General features: G+C 70.5%; 11 protein-coding genes. 7 read left to right on the forward strand and 4 right to left on the reverse strand.

Annotation, left to right across the window (positions count from 1 at the left end):
- Positions 1-30: 30 nt before the first annotated feature.
- From ettA to JYK18_RS20835, 6 genes are all read left to right on the forward strand, one after another.
- Positions 31-1,707: an energy-dependent translational throttle protein EttA gene (gene ettA, locus JYK18_RS20810; RefSeq protein WP_206803601.1), complete on the forward strand. Its 1,677-nt coding sequence runs from the start codon at positions 31-33 to the stop codon at positions 1,705-1,707.
- Between the two features lie 71 nt (positions 1,708-1,778).
- Entirely contained in the window at positions 1,779-4,658 is a 2,880-nt protein-coding gene (locus JYK18_RS20815; protein WP_206803602.1) for a hypothetical protein, read from the forward strand.
- Between the two features lie 605 nt (positions 4,659-5,263).
- Positions 5,264-10,273 carry an NAD-glutamate dehydrogenase gene (locus JYK18_RS20820; protein WP_206803603.1) on the forward strand — a complete coding sequence of 1,670 codons (5,010 nt, stop codon included), beginning with the start codon at positions 5,264-5,266 and terminating at the stop codon, positions 10,271-10,273.
- Positions 10,273-10,698 (forward strand): thioesterase family protein, encoded by a 426-nt coding sequence (locus JYK18_RS20825; protein WP_206803604.1) that lies wholly within the window; start codon positions 10,273-10,275, stop codon positions 10,696-10,698. Before JYK18_RS20820 ends, JYK18_RS20825 begins: the two co-directional genes overlap by 1 nt.
- Positions 10,691-11,335: a hypothetical protein gene (locus JYK18_RS20830; protein ID WP_206803605.1), complete on the forward strand. Its 645-nt coding sequence runs from the start codon at positions 10,691-10,693 to the stop codon at positions 11,333-11,335. The genes JYK18_RS20825 and JYK18_RS20830 overlap by 8 nt, the downstream gene beginning before the upstream one ends.
- Positions 11,336-11,405: 70 nt before the next feature.
- A complete protein-coding gene (locus tag JYK18_RS20835; protein WP_206803606.1) occupies positions 11,406-11,687 on the forward strand; it encodes a hypothetical protein in 282 nt (93 codons plus the stop codon).
- Here JYK18_RS20835 and JYK18_RS20840 read toward each other — a convergent pair.
- Positions 11,675-12,343 (reverse strand): DUF305 domain-containing protein, encoded by a 669-nt coding sequence (locus JYK18_RS20840; RefSeq protein ID WP_206803607.1) that lies wholly within the window; start codon positions 12,341-12,343, stop codon positions 11,675-11,677. The genes JYK18_RS20835 and JYK18_RS20840 overlap by 13 nt on opposite strands.
- 132 nt (positions 12,344-12,475) lie before the next feature.
- Between JYK18_RS20840 and JYK18_RS20845 the strand changes: the two genes are divergently transcribed.
- Positions 12,476-13,909: an LVIVD repeat-containing protein gene (locus tag JYK18_RS20845; RefSeq protein ID WP_374195037.1), complete on the forward strand. Its 1,434-nt coding sequence runs from the start codon at positions 12,476-12,478 to the stop codon at positions 13,907-13,909.
- 80 nt (positions 13,910-13,989) lie between these two features.
- Here JYK18_RS20845 and JYK18_RS20850 read toward each other — a convergent pair whose 3' ends face one another.
- From JYK18_RS20850 to JYK18_RS20860, 3 genes are all read right to left on the reverse strand, one after another.
- Positions 13,990-15,591, reverse strand: a complete 1,602-nt coding sequence (locus tag JYK18_RS20850) for a glycoside hydrolase family 13 protein (RefSeq protein WP_206803608.1) — start codon at positions 15,589-15,591, stop codon at positions 13,990-13,992.
- 67 nt (positions 15,592-15,658) lie between these two features.
- Complete coding sequence (locus tag JYK18_RS20855; RefSeq protein ID WP_374195056.1) at positions 15,659-16,054, reverse strand: globin; 396 nt, start codon at positions 16,052-16,054, stop codon at positions 15,659-15,661.
- Between the two features lie 13 nt (positions 16,055-16,067).
- On the reverse strand, positions 16,068-17,069 hold the full coding sequence (locus JYK18_RS20860; protein ID WP_242581652.1) for a mechanosensitive ion channel family protein: 1,002 nt from the start codon (positions 17,067-17,069) through the stop codon (positions 16,068-16,070).
- Positions 17,070-17,102 lie beyond the last annotated feature (33 nt).

Here is a 17,102-nt window from a genome sequence, read left to right on the forward strand (position 1 = left end):
CGTCAGTACGACGGCTCTACGATCGCTTGCATGGCCGAGTTCATCTACACCATGAAAAAGGTGCGCAAGACCGTCGGGGACAAGGTCATTCTCGACGACGTCAGCACCGCCTTCTACCCCGGCGCCAAGATCGGCGTGGTGGGTCCGAACGGTGCCGGTAAGTCCACTGTTCTCAAGATCATGGCCGGACTCGACCAGCCGAGCAACGGCGAGGCGTTCCTGCAGCCGGGTGCCTCGGTGGGCATCCTGCAGCAGGAGCCGCCGCTGAACGAGGAGAAGACGGTCCGGGGCAACGTCGAGGAGGGCCTCGGCGACATCAAGGTCAAGCTGGACCGCTTCAACGAGATCGCCGAGCTGATGGCCACCGACTACAGCGAAGCGCTCATGGACGAGATGGGCAAGCTGCAGGAGGAACTCGACCACGCCGACGCGTGGGAGTTGGACTCTCAGCTCGAGCAGGCGATGGACGCGCTGCGCTGCCCGCCGCCGGACGAGAAGGTCACCCACCTCTCCGGTGGTGAGCGCCGCCGGGTGGCGCTGTGCAAGCTGCTGCTGTCGAAGCCGGACCTGCTGCTGCTCGACGAGCCCACCAACCACCTGGACGCGGAGAGCGTGCTGTGGCTGGAGCAGTTCCTGGCCAGCTACCCCGGTGCCGTCCTGGCGGTCACCCACGACCGGTACTTCCTGGACAACGTCGCCGAGTGGATCATGGAGCTCGACCGGGGCCGCGTGGTCGGCTACGAGGGCAACTACTCCACCTACCTCGAGAAGAAGCGCGAACGGCTCGAGGTGCAGGGCAAGAAGGACGCGAAGCTGGCCAAGCGGCTGAAGACCGAACTCGACTGGGTCCGGTCCAACGCCAAGGCGCGGCAGACCAAGTCGCGGTCCCGCCTCGACCGCTACGAGGAGATGGCGGCCGAAGCGGAGAAGACGAGGAAGCTCGACTTCGAGGAGATCCAGATCCCGCCGGGGCCCCGGCTGGGCAATGTGGTCGTCGAGGTCAACAACCTGAGCAAGGGCTTCGACGACCGGGTGCTGATCGACGGGCTGTCGTTCGACCTGCCGCGCAACGGCATCGTCGGCGTGATCGGGCCGAACGGTGTCGGTAAGACGACCCTGTTCAAGACGATCGTCGGCCTGGAGGATGCGGACTCGGGCAGCGTCAAGATCGGCGAGACGGTCAAGCTGTCCTATGTGGACCAGAACCGGGCCGGGATCGACCCGAAGAAGACGGTGTGGGAGGTGGTGTCCGACAAGCTCGACTACATCCACGTCGGGCAGACCGAAATGCCGTCGCGGGCCTACGTCAGCGCGTTCGGCTTCAAGGGTCCTGACCAGCAGAAGCCGGCCGGCGTGCTCTCCGGTGGCGAGCGCAACCGGCTGAACCTGGCGATGACCCTGAAGCAGGGCGGGAACCTGATCCTGCTGGACGAGCCGACCAACGACCTGGACGTGGAGACGCTGGGTTCGCTGGAGAACGCGCTCGAGCAGTTCCCCGGCTGCGCCGTGGTGATTTCGCACGACCGGTGGTTCCTCGACCGCGTCGCGACGCACATCCTGGCTTGGGAAGGCACTGACGAGAATCCGGCGAAGTGGTTCTGGTTCGAGGGCAACTTCGAGGGCTACGAGAAGAACAAGATCGAGCGGCTGGGCGCGGAGGCGGCTCGTCCGCACCGGGTCACCCACCGGAAGCTGACCCGCGACTGAGTGGTTCGTGATAGGCCTGAAGTCCGCACAAGGCGAGCCCGACCGCCACGATCAACCGACCGGAGAGTGCCGTGGTAGCGAGCAACCAGATCCGGCCGGTCGAGCAACTTCTCGACCGGGCCTCGGACCTGCGGTTGCGCGCGCCCGAACTCGCACTGGTGCTCGGCGAGCGGGCGGCTTCGCTCGCCGAGGCCGCCCGGTCGGACCAGGCGTGGCTGCGTGCGGAATCGCTGGTGGTCTACGCGCGCGTCCGGCTGGGTGATCGTGCCCCGGTGACGGCGCGGGCCGTGGCGGCGCTGCGGTCGGCCGAGCACCTCGGGTACTCGCTGCTCTCGGCGCGGCTGCGGACGGACCTCGCGGTGTGCGCGCGCAGCGTCGGGATGCCGTTGACCGGGTTGGCTCTGCTGCGCCCGGTGCTGGCCGAACCCGACCTGACGCCCGGGGAGCGGGCCACGGCGTTGTGCCACCTGGTGGGCTGCATGGCCCAGCTGGGCCGGAAGCAGGAACTGGACCGGGTGCTGCTCGAAGCGGATCGGCTGTGCCTGTCCGACGAGAACTCCGACGGCGACTCGCGGCTGGTGATGCGTTCGCTGGTGAGGGTGGGCATGTCCGCGCACCGTCGCAGGCACGGCGACCTGACCGGGGCGGCCGACGCGGCGCGCACCGGGCTGGGGTTCATCGAGCAGTTGCGGGATCCGCAGGCGGATGGCGGGCTGGCCAGGGCTCGGCTGGTGTTGCAACTGGTGTGCACCCTGCTGGACCGCGGCAACATCGAGATGGCGCTCGAACTGGCGGAGCCAGTGCTCGAATCGCCGCCGCGGGCCGGAGTGATCGGTCCGGCGAGCTGGCTGCGGCTGGCCGTGGCGACGCGCGTGCACTTGAGCACGGGCGCGCCCGAGGCCGCCGGTTTGCTGCTGCGCGAGGCGGTTTACGACGCGGACCGGCACGGGTTGCACTCGCTGACCGCGAAGCTGCTGCTGGAGTTGGCGCACGTCGAGGAGCGGCTGGGCAGGCCGGCCGACGCGCTCGAATGCCTGCGGCGTTCGCGGGCGGCTGAGCAGGTACACCTGCGCGTGCGGCGACAGGCGTGCGCGGTGCTCAGTGGTGAGTTCGGTGGCGGTGAGCAGGCGCCGGTCGACCTGACCGACGTGCTCGCGCGCTCGCCGCGGACGTCCGGTGGGCAGGAAACCACGGTGATCCCGCGGATCACCGACTCGACGCCTCCGCCCGCGCAGTTGGCGCAGGTGCGTGAGGTCGCTCGCCCGAAGCCGCAGCGAGAGGCCGCCGCGAAGCAGCCCGTTCGGGTTGAGGCGCCGCAGTTCGCGCCGGAAGAGCTGACGCAGACCGACCTGCCGCGCTACGAGCCGCAGCGCGTGGACGCGGCGCGGTACGAGCAGCGGCCGGCGGAAGCGAAACCCGCTGCTGAGGCACCCCGGTACGCGCAGCCCGCAGCCGAAACACCTCGCTACGCACAACCGGCCGCCAGTGCGGCGCAGTACGCGCAGCCTGCGGCGGACGCGGCTCGGGCGCAACCGACAGCTGAGCCGGTTCGCTATGTGGCTCAGCCTGCTGCTGAACAGCCCCGGTATGCGCAGCCCGCAGCTCAATACGCGCAGCCCGCGGCGGAGGGTGCTCAGTACGCGTCCTCGGCTCAGTACGAAACTCAGTACGCACCGCGCGCGGGCGACGCGCTGCAGTACCTGCAGCCTGCCGCCGAGACGCCTCGGTATGCGCAACCCACCGAAGCCGCCCAGTACGCAGCGCCTGCGGCCGCGCAGCCTGCTCAGTACGCGCCGCCTGCGGCGGAGGCCGGGCAGTACGCGGCGGCTGAGGCGCCGGTTTATGCGCAGCCTGCCGCCGATGTGCCTCGGTACGCACAACCGGCGGCCGAGGCTGCCCGGTACACGACAACAGCCGCTGAGGCGCCCCGATACGCGCAACCTGCGGCAGAAGCGTCCAGGTACCCGACGCCTGCGGCGGAGACGCCCGGGTATGCGACGCCTGCGGCGGAAACGCCTGGGTACGCGCAGCCTGCGGCGGAGGCGCCTCGGTATGCGCAGCCCGCTGCGTCGGAGGCGCCCCGCTACGAGGCGGTCCAGCAGCCTCCTGCCGAGGCACCCCGGTACGAGCCGTCGGGTGGGGCGGTTCGGTATGAGCCGGTGCCTCAGCCCGCCGCGGATGCTCCGAGGTACCAGCAGGTCGCGCCTGAGCCGGTGCGGTATGCGGAGGCGCCGCCTCAGGCGGAGCCGGTGCGGATGTTGCCGCCGCCGGAACCGTTGCTGGCGCCGGCGCCCGCGGCCGAGCCGGAAGAGCGGCTGCCCGCGATGACCACCATGTCGCAGCCGGAGACGGCGCCGCGCCGGGAGGAACCGCACATCACCACCCGCCACGATTCCGAGCACGGGTCGGTGGCAGCGCGGTCGGTGCTCGACCGGCTCGGGGTGTCTGCGTCCGGTGCGGGCGGTGGGCGTCGACGGGCTGGGGACAAGCCGGTCGACCAGCCGCCCGCCGAGCAGGCCGTCAACCAGCCGCCTGCCGAAACGGCGGCGGAGGCGCCTCGGACCGAGCCGGTCGCCGCGGCTGAGCCGGAGAAGCCCGCGCAAGAAGGGGGCTGGCTGCCGAAGCTGCGGCTGCCACCGTCGCTGGCGCCGGTCGACGAGTACACCTCGGAGTACGGCAAGCCGAACTACGACCTTTCGGGCGGGGACTACACGCCGCCCGCGCCGCCTGCCGACTTCGTGATCCCGGCCGAGGATCCGCCGCCGGATGCCGGATTGGCCGAACTGCTCGCGCTGGCACTCGCCGAGCACCGGGCCGGAACGTCCAGCGCCGCCGCGCTCGTGAAGCGGCTGGGAACGCAGTCCGACGGGGAACCGGCGCAACCGGTGAACGGAAGCTCGCGCCGAGGCGAATACGACCACGGCCGCCGCCAAGCCGGCGGCGAAGCCTGATCGAGGGCGACCGCGCTGGGCGCCGCGGAAGCCGCCAGCGTCAGGCGTCACGAAGGCTGGCAGCGTCGGGTGCCGCGAGGGCTGGCCGCAGCAGGTGGCGGGGGCGGTCTTGCCGGGGGCGCCGGGGCGTCATGCGGAGGTGCGCCGGGCCGTCGAGTCGGGCGCGGCGAGGTGCCGTGCGGGGAGCGCGCCGGGCTGTCGAATTGGGGCGCCGGGGCGCCGAGTTGGGTGCGGGCGGCGCTGAGTTGGGGTGTGGTGGGGCATCGAGCGGGGACGCGGCGGGGCGCCGAGCGTGGGCCCGGCGGGGCGCCGAGCGTGGGTGCGGCGTGGCGCGGGGAGGGGCCGTGGCAGGCGTTGTTGGGGGACGCCGCAGCTAGGTGGGTGGCTAGTTTCCGGTGTGGTGTCGGCCACCGGGGGTGGTTCTTGCTGCTTACTGAATCGAAGGCTGAATCGAAGCCGCCTGCCCTGGGTGGGGAACGGTCGTTTCCCGGCCGATGGCGGTCGTTCCGGGTTCTGGTGAAGGCAGTATTTTCTTGCCACGTAATGCCCATACTGGGGCGAGCGAGAGACACAGCGCGGTGTCGGGAACGGGAGAGTTGCCTGCAATGAGTTCGACGGCGTCTTCGATCAGCTTTGGCGGGGCCTCGAACCCGCCCGGAGCGGGCACCAGCACCACGCTGGACCGCTCCGAGCGCGCGAGCCAGCGGCGCTCGGCCAGCCCCGAGCAGATCCGGGACGAACTCGTCGACGCGGCCGCCGCGCTGGCGCCGGACATCGAGGACCTGATCAGGCTCTACTTCCGCCACACCCCCGCCGAGGAGATCGTCGACGACGCGGCGGCCGACCTGGTCGGCGCGGTGCGGACCCACCTCCAGCTCGCGCAGGAGCGCGTGCCGGGGCGCCCCGTTGTCCGCCTGCTCAACCCGACCACCGCCGAGGACGGGTGGACCCGCGAGGCCACCGTGGTCCAGCTGGTCACCGACGACATGCCGTACCTGGTCGACTCCGTGGCCGCCGAGCTGGCGCGCACCGGCGTCCAGGTGCAGCGCATCGTGCACCCCATCGTGGTGGTGACCCGGGAGCTCACCGGCGAGCTGCGCGAGGTGCACGCGGGCGCCGACGTGGCCGAACCGCCGGAGGGCGCGGCCGCGGAATCCTGGATGTACCTGGAGATCGACTGCATCACCGACCCGCAGCGGGCGCGCGAGCTGGACAACCGGCTGACCTCCGTCCTCGGGGACGTCCGTGAGGTCGTCGAGGACGCCGAGAAGATGGCCGAGGCCGCGCTCTCCCTGGCCGCCGGGCTGGAGAACGAGCCGCCGTCGCTGCCGGCCGCCGAGGTGCGTGAGGGCGCCGAGCTGCTGCGCTGGCTGGCCGACGGGCACTTCACCTTCCTCGGCTACCGCCAGTACGAACTGGTCGAGGCGACCACCGTCGAGGGCGACGAGCCCGCGTTGCGCGCGGTGCTGGCCTCGGGCCTGGGCGTGCTGCGCCAGGACAGCCTCGCCGCCAGAAGCCTGACGGCCGGGCCGGATACGGCGGCGGCCGCGCTGGAGCCCTCGCTGCTGGTGCTCACCCAGGCGAGCGCGCCCTCGACCGTGCACCGCCCGATCTACCCCTACTACGTCGGCGTCAAGACCTTCGACGCCAAGGGCCGCGTCACCGGCGAGCACCGCTTCCTCGGCATGTTCACCACCACCGCCCTGCACGAGAACGTGCTGGACATCCCGGTGGTGGCCAGCCGCGTGCGCGAGGTGATCCACCGCGCCGGGTTCCCGATGGAGTCCTACTCCGGGCAGCGCATGCTCGAGGTGCTGCAGAACTGGCCGCGCGCGGACCTGTTCTCCGCCGACGCCGACTCGCTCTACGCGACCGCGACCGGCGCGATCACCCTCGCCGACCGCCGCCGGCTGCGGGTGTTCCTGCGCCGCGACCCGTACGGCCGCTTCTACTCGTGCCTGGTGTTCCTCCCGCGCGACCGCTACAGCACCCGCTCGCGCGTCGCGATGCAGGAGGTGCTGCTCGACGAGCTCGACGGCACGCACCTCGAATTCAGCACGCGCGTCGGCGAGACCCTGCTCGCCCAGGTGCACTTCACCGTGCACACCGAGCAGGGCGCGCGCACCGAACCGGACACCCTGCGCATCCAGGAACGCCTCAACGACGCCGTGCGCAGCTGGGACGACCTCATGGTCGAGGCGATCCTGGCCGAGCGCCGCGCCCGCGACGGCGAGGCGGGCTTCACCGGCGAGGAGTCGGCGACCGAGCAGGGCCAGCGGTTCGCCTCGGTGTTCCCCGAGGCCTACAAGGAGGACTACACCGCCGAAGAGGCGCTGGCCGACCTCCACCGGCTGGCCTCGCTGTCCGGCCCGGACGACCTGGCCATGTCGTTCTACCTGCCCGCCGACGCCGAACCGGGCGAGCGCCGGTTCAAGCTGTACCTGCTCGGCCAGGGCGTGACCCTGTCGACCGTGCTGCCGCTGCTGCAGCGCATGGGCGTCGAGGTGGTCGACGAACGGCCGTACGAGCTGAACCGCGAGGACGGCTCACGCTCGTGGATCTACGACTTCGGCCTGCGCATGGACCAGCGCGCCCTCGACGAGATCACCCAGGAGCAGGTCGAGGACCTGCGCATCCGGTTCCAGGACGCCTTCGCCGCGGCCTGGAAGGGCGAGTGCGAGGTCGACGGCTTCAACGCGCTCGTCCTGCGCGCCGGGCTGAACTGGCGTCAGGCGGCCGTGCTCCGCGCCTACTCGCGGTACCTGCGCCAGGCGGGCAGCCCGTACTCCCAGGAGTACATCGAGAACGCCGTGCTCGCGCACACCGACATCGCCACCGCGCTGGTCAGCCTCTTCGAGACCCGGTTCGACCTGGGCATCGAGCCCGAGCAGCGCGAGCAGGAAGCGGCCGCGAAGGCCGCCGAGATCGCGAACCTGATCGACGACGTGGTCAGCCTCGACGAGGACCGGATCCTGCGCCGCCTGATGGCGGTCATCGGGGCGACCCTGCGCACGAACTACCACGTCAAGTCGGCCGACGGCGTGCCGCGGCCGTACCTGGCGCTCAAGCTGGACCCGCAGGGCGTGCCCGACCTGCCGGAGCCGAGGCCCAAGTTCGAGGTCTTCGTCTACTCCCCGCGCGTCGAGGGCGTGCACCTGCGCTTCGGCTCGGTCGCGCGCGGCGGGTTGCGCTGGTCCGACCGCCGGGAGGACTTCCGCACCGAGATCCTGGGCCTGGTCAAGGCGCAGGCGGTGAAGAACGCGGTGATCGTGCCGGTCGGCGCGAAGGGTGGCTTCGTGGTCAAGCGGCCGCCTGCCGCCACCGGGGACGCGGGCATCGACCGCGACGCCCAGCTCAACGAGGGCATCGCCTGCTACCGCATGTTCATCTCCGGCCTGCTCGACCTGACCGACAACCTCAACGAGGGCCGGACCGTGCCGGCGCCGGACGTGGTGCGCTACGACGGTGACGACAGCTACCTCGTGGTCGCCGCGGACAAGGGCACCGCGAAGTTCTCCGACATCGCCAACGAGGTGGCCATCAGCTACGGCTTCTGGCTCGGCGACGCCTTCGCCTCCGGTGGCTCGGTCGGCTACGACCACAAGGCCATGGGCATCACCGCGAAGGGCGCGTGGGAGAGCGTCAAGCGCCACTTCCGCGAGCTGGGCGTGGACACCCAGAGCGAGGAGTTCACCGTCGTCGGCATCGGCGACATGGCCGGGGACGTGTTCGGCAACGGCATGCTGCTCTCCGAGCACATCCGGCTGGTGGCCGCGTTCAACCACCTGCACATCTTCCTGGACCCGAACCCGGACGCGGCGGCTTCCTACGCCGAGCGCCGCCGCCTGTTCGACCTGCCGCGGTCCTCGTGGGAGGACTACGACCGGTCGCTGATCAGCGCCGGTGGCGGCATCTACTCGCGGGCCGCGAAGACCATCCCGATCACCCCGCAGGTGCGCGAGGTGCTCGGCCTGCCCGACGACGTGCAGAAGCTGGCCCCGGCCGACCTGATGCGCGCGATCCTGCTCGCCCCGGTGGACCTGCTGTGGAACGGCGGCATCGGCACCTACGTCAAGGCCGAGACCGAATCGCACGCCGACGCCGGGGACAAGGCCAACGACGCGCTCCGCGTCAACGGCGAGGACCTGCGGGTCAAGGTGGTCGGCGAGGGCGGCAACCTCGGGCTGACCCAGCTCGGCCGGATCGAGTTCGCCCGGTCCGGCGGCAAGATCAACACCGACGCGCTGGACAACTCGGCCGGGGTGGACTGCTCCGACCACGAGGTGAACATCAAGATCCTGCTCGACCAGCAGGTCGCGGCCGGCAACCTGGACCGCGAGCAGCGCAACCAGCTGCTGCTGGAGATGACCGACGAGGTCGGCGAGCTGGTGCTCGCGGACAACTACCGGCAGAACGCGGTGCTCGGCGTCAGCCGGGCGCACCGGGCGCCGATGGTCTCGGTGCACGCCAGGCTGATCGCCGACCTGGAGGCCGACGGCAAGCTCGACCGCAAGCTGGAGGCACTGCCCAGCCCGGCCGAGTTCAAGCGGCTCGAGAAGGAGGAGAAGGGCCTCACCTCGCCCGAGCTGGCCACCGTGCTCGCGCACGTGAAGCTCGACCTCAAGGACCAGTTGCTGGCCAGCGAGCTGCCGGACAACGAGGTGTTCGCCCGGCGCCTGCCGGACTACTTCCCGAAGCCGCTGCGGGAGCGCTTCGGCGACGCCATCGCCCACCACCCGCTGCACCGCCAGATCATCACCACGCTGCTGGTCAACGAGGTGGTCGACGGGGCGGGCCTGTCGTACGCGTTCCGGCTCGACGAGGAGATGAACGCGACCGCGACCGACGCCGTGCGCGCCTACGCCGTGGTCACCTCGGTGTACGACCTGCCGTCGCTGTGGCGGGAGATCGACGCGCTCGACAACCTCGTGCCGTCCGAGATCGCCGACGAGATGATGCTGGAGACGCGCCGCCTGCTCGACCGGGCCGCGCGCTGGTTCCTCACCAACCGGCCGCAGCCGCTGGCCGTCGGCGCGGAGATCAACCGCTTCGGCGAGACCGTGGCCCAGCTGGCCACCCAGGTCGAGGGCTTCCTGCGCGGCCGCGAGGCGGAGTCGGTCCGCGAGGACGTCGAGCGGCTGACCTCGCACGGGGTCCCCGAGGCGGTGGCCAGGCGGGTGGCGGTGCTGCTGCACACCTACGGCCTGCTCGACGTCACCGAGGTCGCCGAACTGGCCGAGCAGGAGGTCGGCATCGACGTGGAGCGCAGCCCGGCCGAGACCGCCGAGCTGTACTACGCGCTGTCCGAGCACCTCAACGTGGACAAGATGCTCACCTCGATCAGCGCGCTGGAGCGGGGCAACCGCTGGCACGCGCTGGCGCGGCTGGCGCTGCGGGACGACCTGTACGCGTCGCTGCGGGCGATCACCCTGGACGCGCTGCGGCACAGCGACTCCGACGACACCGCCGACCAGAAGATCGAGCAGTGGGAGCACACCAACGCCTCGCGCCTGGCGCGGGCGCGGGTGTCGCTGGACGAGATCCAGCGCTCCGGCAGGCTCGACCTGGCGACGCTGTCGGTGGCCGCGCGGCAGATGCGGAGCACGGTCCGCTGATGGCACACCGCGCACTGGTCCGGCCGCGCTGGTCGGACATGGACGTCTACGGCCACGTCAACCACGCCAACATGGTCACCCTGCTGGAGGAGGCCAGGGTGCCGCTGCTGTTCGGCGAGTCGGCCGCGGCCGGGCTGACCGAGCTGGCGAAGGGCATCGTGGTGGTCTCGCTGCAGGTCGACTACCGGGCACCGGTGGTGGTCGGCAACGACGACGTGCTGGTCGAGATGACCATGACCGAGCTGCGGTACTCCTCGTTCACCATCGCCTACCGGGTGCACACCGGGCCGGACGAAGCGGACAAGGTGGCCGTGACCGCGCAGACCAAGCTGGCGCCCTACGATGTGGGTACCGAGCGCCCGCGCCGGCTCACCGAGGACGAGCGGGATTTCCTGCGGCGCGGATTAGGGGAGTCGGATGCCTGAACTGCGGATCGCTGATCCGGCGGACCGCGAAACGCTCGGCTCGTTCGTCGCGCGTGCGGTCCGGCTCGACGGCCAGGTGGCGGTGCGCCTGCGCAACCGCGCACCGGGCATCGTCGAAGCGTGGGTCGCCACCCCGTTCGACGTGCTGGCGACCAGGGCGGTGGCCGGGGAGATCAGCCCGGCCGACGTGACCGTGTCCGGGTCCGAGCTGCTCGCCGCGCTGACCGTGGCCGGTGGCGAGCGGATGGACCCCGGCCCGTCGCGGGACCTGCTGTGGCACTCCGAGCTGCCCGCGGCCGGGCGGTGGCAGCCGGTGGACGACCTGCCGGTCGGCGTGGTCGCCGATCTCGCCGACCGCGGGGTGTCGCTGGCCAGGGAGAACGCCGGGCCGCACGGGAACCCGCCCGCTTCGCTGATGGACCAGGCGGTGCTCACCGTGAGCGGGGGCGAGCTGGAGGTCAAGGTCCAGATGCGCTGCCTGTTCGCGTTGTCCGGGATGGGCTTCCTGGACTCGTCGATCAGCGACGACGTGGTGCGGGTGACCGCGACCGACTCGTGGCTGCGCATGGACGCCCGGTACGGCGCGATCGTGCGGCGGCGGCACGCCCTGCTGCCGCTGCTGTTCGGCGCGCACTAGGAGTTCTTACGAAGGTGTTACCAGGGCCGTTCCGGTGGATCCGGGACGGCCCTGGTGTCATCGTAGGGGCATGACCGAGCGCGACCAGGCTGCTGAACCGGATCCCACCAGGGAGTTCCTCGACGGTGTGCGCGCCGAGGAGACCCCGTGGCGGACCGAGCGCCCCGCCGACCAGGAACGGCCGGAGCCGGCGACCGAGAAGCCGTCGCGGTGGCGCCGGGCGGCGCCGTACCTGCAGGCCGGGGCGGCGGTGGGCTGGATCGCCAGCGCCGCGCTGTCCGACGACGACTACGAGGACGGCTACGACGCCGGGTTCGAGGCGGGCTCGGGCGGCGAGAGCTACGGGAGCTGAATCGCGCGCATCCGCTCGATCTCGGCGGTCTGCCCGGTGAGCACTTCCTGCGCCATCTCCTGCGCGCGGACGTTGAGCCCACCGCCGAGCTGCTGCTCCGCCATGGTCAGCGCGCCCTCGTGGTGGCGGATCATCAGTTCCAGGAACAACCGGTCGAAGTCGGTGCCCTTCGCCGCGCGCAACGCGTCCAGCTGCTCCGGGGTGGCCATGCCCGGCATGGTGGAGTGGTCGTGACCGCCGTGTGAACCGTGCCCCGCGTGCCCGCCGGTGTCCTCGGGCGGCACCGGCTTCCCGTGCTCGGTGAGCCAGGAGGACATCTGCGCGATTTCGGCGCCCTGCGCCACGTCGATCCGGCTCGACACCCCGCGCACCAGCTCGTTGCTCGCGCGGTCGGCCACCAGCGCGGTCATCACGAGCGCCTGCCGGTGGTGCGGGATCATGTTGGTGACGTAGTTCACATCGGCTTCGCTGATCGTCACGTTCTGCTGATGCTGCGCGGCTTCCCCGGGCGGGACCTCGGTGGCGGCCTCACCGGGTTTGCCGGGAACGAGCACCCCCGCCGAGGGTTGCGGGGGCGGGACCGGCTCGTTCGAGCACCCCGCCAGCACCACGCAGGCGAGCCCGGCGGCGATCGCGGCGGTCACTGTTCGTGTCATGGGCGCCAGCGAACCGTCTCGGCCGCCGGTTCGTCAATCCTCTCGCAGGTCGGACCCCTCTTAAGTAGCTATCGACCATCTGCGCGAAAGGTAATAATCTCCGGCGACCAGTAAAGATTGGGGGCTCGTGTGGTGAACAGGATTTTCCGGACCCACCGCCTTTCCCGTGTGTTCGTGGCGGCGGCCGGTGCGGTCGGCCTCGCGCTCTCCGGCGTCGCCGGGGTCCCGGGCGCGGTCGCCCAGAGCGGGATCCCGCCGGTCGACCAGATCGTGCACAGCCCGAACATCCGGCAGATCGCCAACATCCCGAAGCAGGCGCCGTTCAACACGACGAACGCGCTCGGCACCGACATCGCCTTCACCAAGGACCACGCGATCGTCGGCAACTACGACGGCTTCGTCATCTACGACATCAAGCAGCCGTCGAAGCCGAAGATCGTCAGCCAGGTGCTCTGCCCCGGTGCGCAGAACGACGTCTCGGTGGTCGGTGACCTGCTCTTCCTCTCCACCGACTCCTCGCGCAGCGACGATTCCTGCCAGAGCACCCCGCTGCCCGCCTCGAACAAGGCGGCGTGGGAGGGCATCAAGGTCTTCGACATCTCCGACCTGGCGAAGCCGCGCTACGTCTCCGCGGTGGAGACCGACTGCGGTTCGCACACCCACACGCTGGTGCCGGACGAGAAGACCGACTCCACGCTGCTCTACATCTCCTCGTACGCGCCGGCCTCGAACCTGCCGGACTGCCAGCCGCCGCACGACAAGGTGTCCATCGTCAAGGTGCCGAACCAGGCCCCGGAGGACGCGGCGCTGATCGCCACCCCGGTGCTCTTCCCGGACGGCGGCAACCCCGGTGGCGACAACCCGGACGGCACGCGCCGCTCGGCCACCACCGGCTGCCACGACCTCACCGCGTACCCGGAGAAGGACCTGATCGGCGGCGCCTGCATGGGTGACGGCGTGCTGATCGACATCAAGGACCGGCTGAACCCGCGGGTGATCGAGCGGGTGCAGGACAACGTGAACTTCGCGTTCTGGCACTCGGCCACGTTCAACAACGACGGCACCAAGGTCATCTTCACCGACGAGCTGGGTGGCGGTGGCCAGGCCATCTGCAACGCGAAGTTCGGCCCGAACCGCGGTGCCGACGGCATCTACGACATCACCGGCTCCGGCGACGACCGCAAGCTCGAGTTCCGCAGCTACTACAAGATCTCGCGCTACCAGGCCGACACGGAGAACTGCGTGGCGCACAACGGTTCGCTGATCCCGGTCAAGGGCCGCGACATCATGGTGCAGGCCTGGTACCAGGGCGGCATCTCGGTGTGGGACTTCACCGACTCGGCGAACCCCAAGGAGATCGCCTGGTGGGACCGCGGCCCGCTGTCGAACACCGAGAGCATCACCGGCGGCTCGTGGTCGGCGTACTACTACAACGGCTACATCTACTCGTCGGACATCCAGAAGGGCCTCGATGTGCTCGATGTGCGTGACCGCGCCACCGCGCCCGCGAAGTCCGTGAAGTACGACCAGTTCAACCCCCAGACGCAGCCGCGCTACGGCCGCTGACGGGCCCGTCCCAACGCTATGAGTGGGGCATTACTTGCAATCAACGCAAGTAATGCCCCACTCATAGCATTCGGGGGAGGCTAGATGAGCCAGGCGGCGGCGTCGGGCGGCAGCTTGCCCTCGACCAGCGGGCTGCTGGACAGCAGCACCTCGCCCGGGGGCAGGTCCACCGGTGCCGCCGAGGTGTTCAGTGCGCAGACGAGCCCGCCGGGCTTGCGCCGCAGGGCGAAGCAGCCCGCCGGGGCGCCGTACCACTCGACCTCGTCGCCGTCGAAGGCCGGATGCTGGTGCCGCAGTTCCAGCGCGTGCCGGTAGAGCGAGAGCGTGGAGTCGGCGTCCTCCAGTTGCGCCTCCACGGTCAGCTCGGCCCAGTCGTCCGGCATCGGCAGCCAGGCGCGGTCCGCGGTGGAGAAGCCGAACGGCGGTTCCTTGCCCTCCCAGGGGATCGGCACGCGGCAGCCGTCGCGGCCCCCGTCCGGGCCCGCCGTGCGCACCCGCGGGTCCACCAGCGCCTCCGCCGGAAGGTCCACATTGGCCAGACCGAGTTCTTCGCCGTTGTACAGGTAGATCGCGCCCGGCAGGGCCAGTTCCACCAGCGCCATCGCGCGCGCCCGCCGCACGCCCTGCTCGCCGCCGCCGTACCGGCTCACCTGCCGCCAGACGTCGTGGTTGGAGAGCGTCCAGGTGGCGGCCACCCCGGCACTGCCGGCGATCGCCAGCGAGCGTTCGATCGACGCCCGCATCGCGTCGGCGTCGAAATGGGTGAGCACCAGGCGGAAGTTGAAGCCGAGGTGGAGTTCGTCCGGCCGGAGGTAGCGGGCGAAGCGCTCCTCGTCGGACACCCAGATCTCCCCGACGGCCATCGTGCCCGGGTACTCGTCGAGCACCTTGCGGATCATCTGGTGGATCTCGTGCACGCCGTCGTTGTCGAAGCGGCGGTCGGGGATGTCGCGGTAGTCCCCGCTGATCAGCGCGTCCGCGGCGGCCGCCCGCAGGTCCATGTCGGGCAGGCCGGGCGGTTTCGCCATGCCGTGCGCCACGTCGATGCGGAACCCGTCGACCCCGCGGTCCAGCCAGAACCGCAGCGTCCGCTCGAGGTCGGCGGGCACCTCCGGATTGCCCCAGTTGAGGTCCGGCTGCTCCGGCGCGAACAGGTGCAGGTACCACTGGCCGTCCGGCACCCTGGTCCACGCCGGGCCGCCGAACGCGCTGACCCAGTTGTTCGGCGGGTGCTCACCGGTGATGCCGAGGCCTTCGCGGAAGATGTAGCGCTCCCGCTCGGGACTGCCCGGCAGCGAGGCCAGCGCGGCGGTGAACCACTCGTGCTGGTCGCTGGTGTGGTTGGGCACCAGGTCGATGGTGACCTTCATGCCGCGCGCGTGGGCCGCTTCGAGCAACCGGTCGAAGGCGGCCAGATCGCCGAACAACGGGTCGACCGCACGGGGATCCGAGATGTCGTAACCGTTGTCGGCCATCGGCGAGCGGTAGAACGGGGTCAGCCACAGCGCGTCGACCCCCAGCAGCTCCAGGTACCCGAGTCTGCTGCGGATCCCGTCCAGGTCACCGACCCCGTCGCCGTCGGAGTCGGCGAACGACCGGACGTAGACCTGGTAGAAAACGCTGTCACGCCACCACTGGACCTCGCCAGCCGCGGTGGTTCTGCTGTCGGCAGCTCTGCGCACGAGGCGCAATCCTTCCACCTCCACGGCGGGGCTTGTCCAGCAGCGTCGGGTTTTCTCTTGGGAGGCCTCAGATCCAGCTGTTCATCATGCTCTGTGCGGCCATTTCGAGGTATGCCCAGAGCTGATCGGCGTAAGGCTGCGGCAGCTTCGCCTCGTCGACCGCCACCCGCATCGCGCGCAGCCACGCGTCGCGCTCGATCGGCCCGATCTTGAACGGCGCGTGCCGCATCCGCAGCCGGGGGTGGCCGCGCTGGTCGGAGTAGGTGTGCGGACCGCCCCAGTACTGCATCAGGAACAGCCGGAACCGCTCCTCGGCCGGGCCGAGGTCCTCCTCCGGGTAGAGCGGGCGGAGGATCTCGTCCTCGGCGACCTGCTGGTAGAACCGCGCGACGATGAACCGGAACGTCGGCTCACCGCCGACGGCCTCGTAGAACGTCTGGGGGTCCTGCGTTTCCGGGGTCACGTTCACCACTCCATCATGCCTGCTGGCTGTTCGACGCCGAGCCGCCGAAGAACCGGCCGAGCGGCGGTTCGAACCCGGCGTCCTCCAGCGCGCTCATGATCTTGGCGCGCAGCGCGCGCTGGGCGGCCCACTGCCTGCCGGGGCGGACCTTCACCGTCATCCGGAGCTGCATGCCCTCCGGGGTGACGGCCTCCACCCCGAGCACCTCGGGCGCCTCCAGCACGTCGGAGGCCAGCGGCTCGGTCTTGACCGCGTCCTCGGCGACCTCGGCCAGCAGCGTGGTCGCCCGGCCGACGTCGGCGTTGTAGTTCAGCGGCACGTCGACCACGGCCACCGCGTGGCCCTGGCTGGAGTTGCCGACCCGGAGCACCTCGCCGTTGCGGACGTACCAGACGGTGCCGTTCAGGTCGCGCACCGTGGTGATCCGCAGGCCGACCGCCTCGACGGTGCCGGTGGCCTCACCGAGGTCGACCACGTCGCCGACGCCGTACTGGTCCTCGAGCATCATGAACATGCCGGACAGGAAGTCCTTGACCAGGTTCTGCGCACCGAACCCGAGCGCGACCCCGACGATGCCCGCCGAGGCGATGATCGGGCCGAGATTGATGCCGAGCTCGCCGAGCACCAGGATGAAGGCCAGGCCGTAGACCAGGAACGTGGTCAGCGACTTGAGTACCGAGCCGATGGTCTTGGCGCGCTGCCGCCGTCGTTCGGCGACCAGCGGGCCGAGGATCTCCGGGGCGCGTTCGCGCAGCGGCCGCAGTATCGTCGGCAGCTTGCCGCTGCTGCCGTTGTTCTCCGGCAGCGTGGTGACCTTGTCGATCAGCCTGCGGGCGACGAGCCGGATGACGAACGCGATGATCAGGATCATCAGGATGCGCACCGGCTTCTCGAGCAGCCAGTCCGCGGATCCGGCCAGCCACGCGTTGCCGGTGACGTCGTAGACCCAGCGGCACCAGCTGCCCGCTTCCTGGGTGCAGAGCGGCAGTGCGTCGGGGGGCTGCTGGCTGAGCAGTGCGTTCACGGCTGAGAAGTACTCCTTTTCCGT

This window comes from Amycolatopsis sp. 195334CR (assembly GCF_017309385.1).
In the GTDB taxonomy this organism is placed as follows: Bacteria; Actinomycetota; Actinomycetes; order Mycobacteriales; family Pseudonocardiaceae; genus Amycolatopsis.

What these genes read in the sequence shown, in the direction of transcription:
- ettA (WP_206803601.1), top strand. Translation starts at nt 31, where the DNA reads ATGGCCGAGTTCATCTACACCATGAAAAAGGTGCGCAAGACCGTCGGG.
- JYK18_RS20820 (WP_206803603.1), top strand. Translation starts at nt 5,264, where the DNA reads ATGAGTTCGACGGCGTCTTCGATCAGCTTTGGCGGGGCCTCGAACCCG.
- JYK18_RS20825 (WP_206803604.1), top strand. Translation starts at nt 10,273, where the DNA reads ATGGCACACCGCGCACTGGTCCGGCCGCGCTGGTCGGACATGGACGTC.
- JYK18_RS20830 (WP_206803605.1), top strand. Translation starts at nt 10,691, where the DNA reads ATGCCTGAACTGCGGATCGCTGATCCGGCGGACCGCGAAACGCTCGGC.
- JYK18_RS20835 (WP_206803606.1), top strand. Translation starts at nt 11,406, where the DNA reads ATGACCGAGCGCGACCAGGCTGCTGAACCGGATCCCACCAGGGAGTTC.
- JYK18_RS20840 (WP_206803607.1), bottom strand. Translation starts at nt 12,343, where the DNA reads ATGACACGAACAGTGACCGCCGCGATCGCCGCCGGGCTCGCCTGCGTG.